At 69.0% G+C, this 10,336-nt stretch carries 6 protein-coding genes; 3 read left to right on the top strand and 3 right to left on the bottom strand.

All coding sequences use genetic code 11. The annotated features are described in order from the left end of the window. Nucleotides 1-75: 75 nt before the first annotated feature. The 3 genes from ACMZPQ_RS05045 to ACMZPQ_RS05035 form a co-directional block, all read right to left on the bottom strand. Nucleotides 76-3,108, bottom strand: a complete 3,033-nt coding sequence (locus ACMZPQ_RS05045) for a two-component regulator propeller domain-containing protein (RefSeq protein ID WP_197582639.1) — start codon at nucleotides 3,106-3,108, stop codon at nucleotides 76-78. Nucleotides 3,109-3,285: 177 nt separating this feature from the next. Then, a complete protein-coding gene (locus tag ACMZPQ_RS05040) occupies nucleotides 3,286-4,695 on the bottom strand; it encodes an ATP-binding protein (RefSeq protein WP_197582626.1) in 1,410 nt (469 codons plus the stop codon). Nucleotides 4,696-4,701: 6 nt separating this feature from the next. Next, a complete protein-coding gene (locus tag ACMZPQ_RS05035) occupies nucleotides 4,702-5,430 on the bottom strand; it encodes a response regulator (protein WP_005408779.1) in 729 nt (242 codons plus the stop codon). 204 nt (nucleotides 5,431-5,634) lie between these two features. Between ACMZPQ_RS05035 and ACMZPQ_RS05030 the strand changes: the two genes are divergently transcribed. Genes ACMZPQ_RS05030 through ACMZPQ_RS05020 form a run of 3 tightly spaced genes read left to right on the top strand, consistent with a single transcriptional unit; the run spans nucleotide 5,635 to nucleotide 10,267 of the window. After that, complete coding sequence (locus ACMZPQ_RS05030; RefSeq protein WP_197582627.1) at nucleotides 5,635-6,876, top strand: efflux RND transporter periplasmic adaptor subunit; 1,242 nt, start codon at nucleotides 5,635-5,637, stop codon at nucleotides 6,874-6,876. Then, the gene (locus tag ACMZPQ_RS05025; RefSeq protein ID WP_197582628.1) at nucleotides 6,873-8,831 is read left to right on the top strand and encodes a MacB family efflux pump subunit; all 1,959 of its coding nucleotides are present in this window, start codon (nucleotides 6,873-6,875) and stop codon (nucleotides 8,829-8,831) included. The genes ACMZPQ_RS05030 and ACMZPQ_RS05025 overlap by 4 nt, the downstream gene beginning before the upstream one ends. Then, a complete protein-coding gene (locus ACMZPQ_RS05020) occupies nucleotides 8,828-10,267 on the top strand; it encodes a TolC family protein (protein WP_197582629.1) in 1,440 nt (479 codons plus the stop codon). The genes ACMZPQ_RS05025 and ACMZPQ_RS05020 overlap by 4 nt, the downstream gene beginning before the upstream one ends. Nucleotides 10,268-10,336 lie beyond the last annotated feature (69 nt).

Below are 10,336 nucleotides of genomic sequence, written 5' to 3'. Positions count from 1 at the left end.
ATGGGGCGTGCGCACCAACGGCCCCCACCCCACCATCCAACCTGCCTGGTAGATCCACGCCACGCGTGGATGCGATCAACCGATGCTGGTGCGATCCCGGCCGTCGCTCTTGGCGCGGTACAGCGCGCGGTCGGCGCGCTGGTACAGCAGCGCCGGGGTGCGGTCGTCGGCGTCCAGCTCCACCAGGCCTGCGCTGAAGGTCACGCGGAGGCCCGGCACGCCGGCCCAGTCCGGATGGTCGTGGAACAGCCCACGCAAGCGCGCGCACAGCTGTGCAGCTTCTTCCAGGCGCGTGTCGTTGAGCAGCAGCGCGAACTCTTCGCCGCCGGTGCGTGCGGGCAGGTCCGAAGCCCGGCTGGCCGCTGCGATCAGTCGCGCCACCTCCACCAGCACCGCGTCGCCGATGCTGTGGCTGTGGCGGTCGTTGACGTCCTTGAAGTGATCGATATCCAGCACCACCAGGCACAGCGGATGACCGCTGCGCTGCGAGCGGGCGAAGTCGCGGGCCAGGGTCTCATCGAAGCCACGGCGGTTGGCCAGCCCGGTCAGGGCATCCTCGCGCGCCTGCCGCTCAAAGGCCTCGGCCTGCCGTGCCAGGCGCTCGGCCAGCTCGGTCTTTTCCTGGTTCAGCGCCTGCAGGTGCACCGTCTTGGCCTGCAGGTCGAAAGTGGCCTCATCCACCCGGCGGGCCAGGCGCAGGTTGCTGGCCTTCAGCTGCTGCAGCAGCAGGCGGTACAACGCCACCAGGCCGGCCAGCAACAACAGTCCGCCCAGCACCTGCACGCTGCGCCGCTGCCACCAGAACGGCTCCACGCTGAAGCTCCACACCGCTTCCTGCTGGCCCCACGCACCGCCCGGGTGCGCGGCTGCCACGTGCAGGGTGTAATCGCCCGGCGGCAGGCCGACGAACTCGACGCTGCGCTGCGGGCCGCGTTCGACCCAGCCGACGTCCAGGCCATCGAGCCGGGTGCGGTAGCGGATCCGGTCGGACATCAGGTAGCTCAGGCCGACGTAGCTCACTGCCAAGCGTCGGCCACCGGGAATGTAGTTGCGGTCGGGGCCTTCCCAATGCACCGGGGCACCATCCACCTGCACGCTTTCGATCGCCGCCGGCGGTGACGGGCGTTCGCGGAAGCGCTGCAGCCGCTGCGGGTCGACCGTGCTCAGCCCGCCAGCAGTCACCACCCAGAACGTGCCGTCCTGGCGCAGGATCGCCGATGGCCCCGAACTGCCGTTGGCCTGCGCATTGGCCATGCCGTCGATCTCGTTGTAGCGCTCGACCACCACCCGCGGCGCACGGCCATCGGCCACGGCGTTGAGCGTGGCCATGTCGGTACGCAGCACGCCCCGGTTGCTGCTGATCCACACATTGCCGAGCCGGTCGGGCACCAGCTGGAACACCGCATCCACCGGCATGCCCTGCTCCAGCCCGACCCGCGCCAGCGTCCCGTTCCGCCAGCGGTAGAGGCCACGGTCGCTGCTGATCCACATCGCATCACCCAGCTGATGGAAGCCGAACACACTGCGGCCGCCCCCCATCGGCGCCAGGTCGATCGACTGCACGTGGTCACCGCGCAGCACGCGGATGCCCTCAATGGTGCCGATCCACAGGTTGCCCTGGTGATCATGTTCAAGCGCGGTGATCAGGCCATTGGGCATGCCGGCCACGCTGGATACCTGCACGCGGTCGCCCTCGATACGCACCACGCCTTTCTGCGTGCCGGCCCAGACCACCCCCTGCGGATCGACGCTGATGGCGCGGATGTTGCCACCCGGCATGCCGTCGGCGGCGGCATAGTTGTGGCGCAGGCTGCCGTCGCGACCGAGGCGGTAGACGCCGTCGCCGAAGGTGCCGACCCACAGGTCACCCGCCGGGTCCTGCGCCAGGCTCAACACCGACGGTGCCTTGCCGCCGCGGTTGTGCAGCGGCACCGCGCGGAACCGCCCATCCGCGGCCAGCCGATCGAGGCCGCTGGCACTGCCCACCCAGAGCTGGCGGTCGCGGTCCTCGAACACGGTGCGCACGTAGTCGCCACTGAGCCCGTCGCGCTCGGTGTAGCTGCTGAACAGCGTTTCCCGCAGGCGGTACAGGCCACCGTTGGCACCGACCCAGATGCTGCCCTCGGCGTCCTCGCGCAGGCTCACCACGCGCCCGCCCGGCAGGTTCAGGCCAGCCGGCAACCGCTCAAGGCCGTGCTTGGAGATCCGCAGCAAGCCCTGGTTCTCGGTACCCAACCAGAGGTCACCATGCCGGTCCTGCAGCATCGCGGTCATGTGCAGCTGGCCCGGCAGCCGATGCACCAGCACCAGCTGGTCGTCCTCCACCCGGTACAGCCGCTCGCCGGCGACGATCCACAACGCGCCATCCGGTGCCCGGTAAGGCCACGCCAGGCCGCTGCCAGCGCCCAGCCCCCAGGCCGCCGGGGCGCGCTTGAGCACACCGTCGTTGTCACGCAACACCAGTCCATCGAGCGTGCCGACCCAGACCCGGTCCTGCGCGTCCACCACCAGTTTGGTGAAACTCATCGCCATCGGCAGGTCCGCGGCCGGCGCCTGGTAGACGATGCCCTTGTCCGGCACCAGGTAGCCGAGGCCCTTGCCCTCGTACAGCAACCACAGGCGCCCCTGGCTGTCCATCTGCATGGACTGGATCAGCACCTGTGGCGTATCGGCCTGGTGCTCCCAGACGCGCCACTGGCCATCGCTGCCGCGGTAGCTGACGTTGCCGCGCGAATCGCTGATCCACAGCCCGCCCTGGCGATCCACCAGCAGCGCGCCGATGCCGTTGTCGCGCAGTCCGGGCCGGGTGCTGCGGTCGAACACGGTGAAATCCAGGCCGTTGTAGCGCACCAGGCCTTCCCAGGTGGCGAACCACAGATGGCCTTCCGGGGTCTGTGCGATGTCACGCAGCGAGTTGTGCGGCAGGCCATTGCGTGAGGTCCACACGTCGATGGCGTAGTCACGCAGCGGCGGTGCCCCCTCCTGTGCCGCGAGCGGCAGTGGCAATGCCAGCACCAGCACCAGCCACAGCAGGCCATGCCGCAGCGCCTGCGTGATGGCCGATACGCGGTGCCCCACCCAGCACCTGTTGCTCCCCGGTCCGCCCATCAGCGCAGCGGCAGTGGCCAGCGTGGGCGGCCGGGCGTGGCAGCGTGCGGAAACAACCGGGCAACGCGGCACGGCGTGCCGGCAGAAACGGGCTGGCTCATCGGGGGGAACGTGGGGAGATGCGCAGATGATAGGCCAAAGCCTACCCCGGGCGTCACCGTTGCCGGATGGGGCGACTCAGCCGCCCCGCCCCGGCGTCATCACCTGCGCACTGGCCGGCCACTGCACCACCGCCTCCAGCCCGCCTTCGGCGCGGTTGCGCAGCCACAGCCGCGCGCCGTCCTTTTCGGCCAGCGCACGGGCAATGGTCAGGCCCAGCCCGGCGCCGCCGGTTTCCCGCGAACGCGAGGTTTCCACCCGCACGAACGGGTCGAACACCGCCTCCAGCTGATCCTGCGCCAGGCCCGGGCCGTCGTCGGACACCATTGCCGTGATCGTGCCGCCGCTGCGTTCCACCCGCACCCGTACCCGATGGGCATACATCACGGCGTTGTCCACCAGATTGGAGAACAGCCGGTGCATGGCCAGCGGGCGCAGCATCAGCACTGCCCCGGTGCCGCCTTCAAAGACCACGTCGGCACCGCCCTCGGCAGCGTCCTCGACGATGCTCTCCAGCAGCGAATCCAGGTCCAGCGCGGCACGCTGCTCGGCGCTTTCAGCGCTGCGTGCGAGCTCCAGGCCCTCACGCACCAGCGCCTGCATCGCGGCCAGGTCGCCGATCAGGCGTTCGCGCAGGGTCTCGTCGGTGACGTTCTCCAGGCGCAGGCGCAGGCGGGTCAGCGGGGTCTGCAGGTCGTGGGTGATCGCCGCCAGCATCTGCGTGCGTTCGGCCAGGTGCCGCTGCAGGCGGTGCTGCATGGCATTGAAGGCCTCGGCGGCACGCTGCACTTCGCGCGGCCCGCGCAACGGCAGCGGATCGCGCTGCAGGTCGTCACCCAGATCTTCGGCCGCCGCCGCCAGTTCCTGCAGCGGTGCGCTGGCCATGCGCGCGACGATATAGGCCAGCACGGCGATCGCCAGCACCAGCAGGGTCAGGAACCACGGGTCGACGGCGAGGATGCCGTTGTGCGCCACCGCCGGCGAATCCAGGGCCAGCTTCAGCAGCGTGCCATCGTTGAGGGTCACATCCACTGCGCGGCACTTGGGCGGGATGAAGGCCGGATCGCGCTCGCGCGGCGGGCGGCGGTGGCCCGGCGGAGGCGGCGGCAACAGGTCCTGCAGTTTGGGAATGCATGAGCGGAACGAGGTGAAGTGCACCTGTGCCCGCGACACCGGGCCCGGGCGGTCGTCCAGCACTTCCATCAATGCGGTATCGGCCCGGCCCACGCGCGCGCCCGGCTGCAGTGCACGCACGCTCGGGCCACCGACCTCAAGCAGCCGCTCGCGCAGCTCGGGATTGCCATCGAGCAGGTTGACGTAGCCCTGCAGGCGGTCGGCGATGCGGTTCAGGTTCTGCCGTTCGAACTCCTGCTGGCGCTTGGAGGTGGCCAGCATGGTCGCGCCGATCGCGGCCACGCTCATGCCCAGCAGCAGGATGACGAACAGCCGCCCGACCATCGAGGACAGGAAATGGCGCAGGCGTTGCATCGTGGCTTACTCCAGATTCACCGATGAAGCCAGCACATAGCCTTCGTTGCGCACGGTCTTGATCAGGCCGTCCGGGCCACCGTCGTCGCCGAGCTTGTTGCGCAGCCGGCTGACCTGCAGGTCGATCGCACGGTCCTGTGCTTCATAGTTGCGGCCGCTGCTGAGCGCCACCAGCTGCTCGCGCGACAACACTTTGTTGGCATGCGCGATGAACACCCGCAACAGGCGGAACTCGGCGCCGGACAGCACCACCACGCGGTCGTCCGGGTCCACCAGGTGGCGGTGCTCCAGGTCGAACACCCAGCGCGAGAAGCGCGCGCGGCGCACCGCCAGCGGCTCCAGGTTGGCCGGCAGCGCCTCGGTCCGGCGCAGCACGTTGCGGATGCGCGCCAGCAGCTCGCGCGGTTCGAACGGCTTGGCGAGGTAGTCGTCGGCGCCCATTTCCAGGCCCAGCACGCGGTCGATCGGCTCGGCGCGCGCGGTCAGCATGATCACCGGCGTGTTCGAGCGTGCGCGCAGGTCGCGGCACAGGGTCAGGCCATCTTCGCGCGGCAGGTTGAGGTCGAGCACGATCAGGTCCACATGCTCGCGGTCCAGCAACTGGCGCATGGCCGTACCGTCGGCGGCCGTGCTCACCTGGTAGCCGGCGCGCCCCAGCTGTTCGGCGAGCAGGGTACGGATGTCGTTGTCGTCGTCGACGATCAGCAGTCGATGCATCGTGTTTTCAGTCTCCATGGCGCGATCATCCCGTGTCGGCAGCTGAACCGCATCCGGGGCAATGCGTACCAGTGTATCCAGCAGAAGGCGGGATACCTGTGGTTACGCGTATTCACCGACAGTGTTACATACAGACATACCCCGAGGATTGAGCCGTCCATCGCCCGGTCTTCACAATGCCCACCAACGCCGCCTGCGCGGCCCCGAGAGTGAAGCCACGACGTGAAGTTCCGCCTGTTGCCTGCGACCCGCCGCGGTCGCCTGATACTGATCGCGCTGCTTGCCCTGATCGTTGCCCTGGCCACCTGGTGGCTGCTGCGCAAACCTGCCGTCCCGGCCGTGGCGACCACCCCGGTCAGCCGTGGCGACATCGAGCAGACGGTCGATGCCACCGGCGTGATCGACGCCTACAAGCTGGTCAGCGTCGGCGCGCAGGCTTCGGGCCAGATCAAGTCGCTGAAGGTGCAGCTGGGCGACACCGTGAAGGAAGGCGACCTGATCGCCGAGATCGACGCCACCACCCAGCAGAACCAGGTGCTCAACGCGCAGGCTTCGCTGGACCAGGTCACCGCCCAGCGCGCGGTGCAGCAGGCCACGCTGCGCCAGGCCGAACTGGAGTTCGCCCGCCAGCAGCAGATGCTGGCCGCCGAGGCCACCTCGCGCCAGGAATACGATGCCGCCGAGGCCCAGCTGAAGACCGCCCGCGCCCAGCTGCAATCGTACGAGGCACAGATCAAGGGTCGTGAAACCGAACTCGGCACCGCCCGCGCCAACCTGGCCTACACCCGCATCACCGCGCCGATGGACGGCACCGTGGTCGCAGTGGTGGCCGAGGAAGGCCGCACCGTCAACGCCAACCAGACCGCGCCCACCATCGTGATGCTGGCGCGGCTGGATGTGGTCACCGTCAACGCCGAGATCTCCGAAGCCGACGTGGTCAAGATCAAGGCCGGCATGCCGGTATACTTCACCACGCTGGGCGACCCGGACCGCAAGTACCACGCCACGCTGCGCCAGATCAATCCGGCGCCGGCCTCGATTGCCAGCGAGAACTCCTCCAGTTCCAGCAGTTCGTCCAGTTCCAGCTCCAGCAGCGCGGTCTACTACAACGCACTGTTCGACGTGGAGAATCCTGACGGCACGCTGCGCATCGACATGACCGCACAGGTCTCGGTGCTGCTCAAGCAGGCCAAGAACGTGCTGATGGTGCCGGCGGTGGCGCTGGGGCCGAAGCGTCGTGGCGATGAACGTACGGTGCGGGTGCTGGACGACAAGGGCCAGCCGCAGCCGCGCAAGGTCAAGGTGGGCATCAACAACGGTGCCTCGGCCGAGATCCTGTCCGGCCTGCAGGAAGGCGAGCGCGTGGTGGTGGGCGAAGCAAGTGCCGCCGCAGCCGGTGCGGGCGGCGGCAACCGCGGCGGCATGCAGATGCGGGTCGGTGGCCCGGGCATGGGGCGCCGATGAGCATGACGGCGCCGCTGCTGCGCCTGCGCGACCTGCGACGCGAATTCCCGGCCGGCGATGACGTCATCGCCGTGCTGCGCGACGTGAACCTGGATATCCATGCCGGCGAAATGGTGGCCATCGTCGGCCAGTCCGGTTCGGGCAAGTCGACGCTGATGAACATCCTCGGCTGCCTCGACCGCCCCACCCGCGGCAGCTACCAGGTGGCCGGCCGCGAAACCGGAAAGATGCAACCGGATGAGCTGGCCGAACTGCGCCGCGAGCATTTCGGTTTCATCTTCCAGCGCTACCACCTGCTGGGCGACCTCGATGCGCGCGGCAACGTGGAAGTGCCGGCGGTGTATGCGGGCAGCCCCGGTCCGGTGCGCAACGCCCGCGCCGAGCAGCTGCTGCAGCGGCTGGGCCTGAGCGATCGCATGCACCACAAGCCGGGCCAGCTGTCCGGTGGCCAGCAACAGCGCGTGTCGATCGCGCGGGCGCTGATGAACGGTGGCGAGGTGATCCTGGCCGACGAACCGACCGGCGCACTCGACACGAAGTCCGGCGAGGAAGTGATGGCGATCCTCGGCGAACTGCATGCCGAAGGCCACACCATCATCATCGTCACCCACGACATGAGCGTGGCCCAGCACGCACAGCGCATCATCGAGATCCGCGACGGCGAGATCATTGCCGACCGCGCCAATCCGGATGCACCGAGCTACCGCGCGCAGCGCGAGGCCAGCATCGGCGTCGCCCACGGCAACAGCTGGCGGGCTGCCCGCGACCGCTTCACCGAAGCCTTCCGCATGGCCCTGCTGGCGATGAACGCGCACCGGCTGCGTACCTTCCTGACCATGCTCGGCATCATCATCGGCATCGCCTCGGTGGTCTCTGTGGTGGCACTGGGCAACGGCTCGCAGCAGCAGATCCTGCAGAACATCAGCGCGCTGGGCACCAACACCATCGACGTCTATCCCGGCCGTGGCTTCGGCGACATGCGCTCGGCGCGCGTGCAGACGCTGAAGGCCAGCGATGCCGACGCCTTGTCAAAGCAGAGCTACGTGGACAGCGCCACCCCCAGCGTGTCGACCTCGGTCACCGCGCGCTACCGCAACCAGTCCTCCACCGCGCAGGTCAGCGGGGTCGGCGAGCAGTTCTTCCGGGTCAAGGGCGTAACCCTGCTCAGCGGCAGCTTCTTCGATGCCGACGCAGTGAAGGGCCTGGGCCAGGTGGCGGTGATCGACGAGAACACCCAGAGCCAGTTCTTCCCCGATGTCGACCCGGTGGGCCAGGTGATCCTGCTCGGCAACGTGCCGGCGCGCGTGGTGGGCGTGGCCAAGCGGCAGAGCTTCGGTTTCGGTGGCAGCACCAGCCTGAGCGTGTGGCTGCCTTACACCACGGTGATGTCGCGCATGCTGGGCCAGAGCCACGTATCCAGCATCACCGTGCGTGTGGATGACAGCACGCCGATGGATGCCGCGCAGGAAGCGATCACCCGCCTGCTGACGATGCGCCACGGCACCGAGGACTTCTTCCTCAGCAACAGCGCCGAGATCCGCGACACCATCGAGCAGACCACGCGCACGATGACGCTGCTGATCGGCGCCATTGCCGCCATCGCGCTGCTGGTCGGCGGCATCGGCGTGATGAACATCATGCTGGTCTCGGTGACCGAGCGCACCCGCGAGATCGGCGTGCGCATGGCCGTCGGCGCCCGCCAGAGTGATATCCGCCAGCAGTTCCTGATCGAAGCGGTACTGGTGTGCCTGCTCGGTGGCGTGCTCGGCATCGGCCTGGCGCTGCTGCTGGGCTCGATGATCGGCCGCTTCGCCAGCGACTTCCAGGTGCTGTTCTCCACCGCCTCGATCGTCGCCGCGTTCGCCTGCTCGACGCTGATCGGCGTGGCGTTCGGCTTCCTGCCCGCGCGCAATGCCGCGCAGCTCGACCCGGTCGAGGCCCTGGCCCGCGAATGAAGATGATGACCCGAATGATATTCCCCGCCCCCTCGCGCCTGCTGCTGGCTGGCGCGGTACTGCTTGCCCTTTCCGGCTGTGCCTCGATGGGCCGCTATCCGGTACAGGACCCTGACGTGGCGGCCACCTATGGCCGCGGCGATGCCACGCTCAATGCACCGGCCGACGACCCGCGCAGCAGCCTGGATACGCCTGCCCGCGACGTCCGCGCGGACAGCTGGTGGACCGGCTTCGCGGATGAACGCCTGGACCGCCTGGTGAGCCGCGCGCTGGCCGCCAACAGCGACCTTGCCGCCGCCGGCCTGGCCGTGCAGCGTTCGCGCCTGCAGGCCGGGCTGGCCAGCAATGCGCTGTGGCCGCAGCCTTCCTCGTCGGGTGTCAGCGGCAGCGCCAGCCGCGCCACCGACCAGGCTGACGACTGGCGTCGCAGCTACTCCACCGGCGTCTCGCTGGGCTGGGAAGTGGACCTGTGGGGCCGCCTGCGCACGCAGCGCGACATCGCCCGCTGGGAGGCCGAGGCCAGCGAAGAGGACCGGCAGAACACCGCGCTGCTGGTGATCGGCGACACCATCACCCAGTACTGGAACCTGGCCTACCTCAACCAGTCGATCAGCACCGGCCAGGCCAACCTGGAACGGCTGGAACGCACCCGTGAACTGGTGCAGGCCCGCTTCGACGCCGGTGCGGTATCGCGGCTGGAAGTGCGCCAGGCACTGCAGAACCTGCAGTCGCAGCGGTCCTCGCAGAGCGCGCTGGAACAGCAGCGGGTGGAGGTGCGCAATGCGCTGACCGTGCTGCTGGACGGCACGCCGTGGCCACAGCAGGACGAACCGCAGGATCTGCTGGGCGCGCGCAGTCCAGCGATCGCGGAAGGCCTGCCGGCCGACCTGCTTGGCCGCCGCCCGGACCTGCGTGCGGCCGAACTGCGCCTGCGCAACAGCCTGAAGACCATCAAGGTGACCGCGACCCAGTACTACCCGGCGCTGAGCCTGACCGGCAGCCTCGGCTCCAGCGCCACCTCGCTGGGCGACGTGCTGCGCAATCCGGTGGCCACGCTGGGCGCCGGCCTGTCACTGCCGTTCCTCAACCTGCAGCGTGCGCAGCTGGATACCGATATCGCCGGCACCAGCTACCAGATCGCCGCGACCAACTTCCGCAAGACGCTGTACACCGCGCTCTCGGAAGTGGACAACGCGCTGTCCGCGCGCGAACAGCTGGCACGCCAGGTGGCGGCCTCGCAGGCGTCCTACGACGAAGCGGTGGAAGTGGAGCGCGCGCAGGAAGTGCGCTACCGCGTGGGTGCCACCGATCTGCGCACCTGGCTGGAAGCACAGCAGACCCGGCGCGACGCCGAGCTGTCACTGGCGCGCGTGCGCCAGGGCCAGCTGAACAACGACGTGACCCTGTTCAAGGCGCTGGGCGGCAGCGCAGGGTGAGGCATCGGGAGCGCCAACCAAGGTTGGCGGCTACCCGGTGGGTGTCGACCTTGGTCGACACGACCTCTG

It is taken from the genome of Stenotrophomonas maltophilia (assembly GCF_047497515.2).
GTDB lineage: Bacteria > Pseudomonadota > Gammaproteobacteria > Xanthomonadales > Xanthomonadaceae > Stenotrophomonas.
Note: the sequence above shows the minus strand (reverse complement) of the source record. Positions and strands in the feature narration are given on the sequence as shown.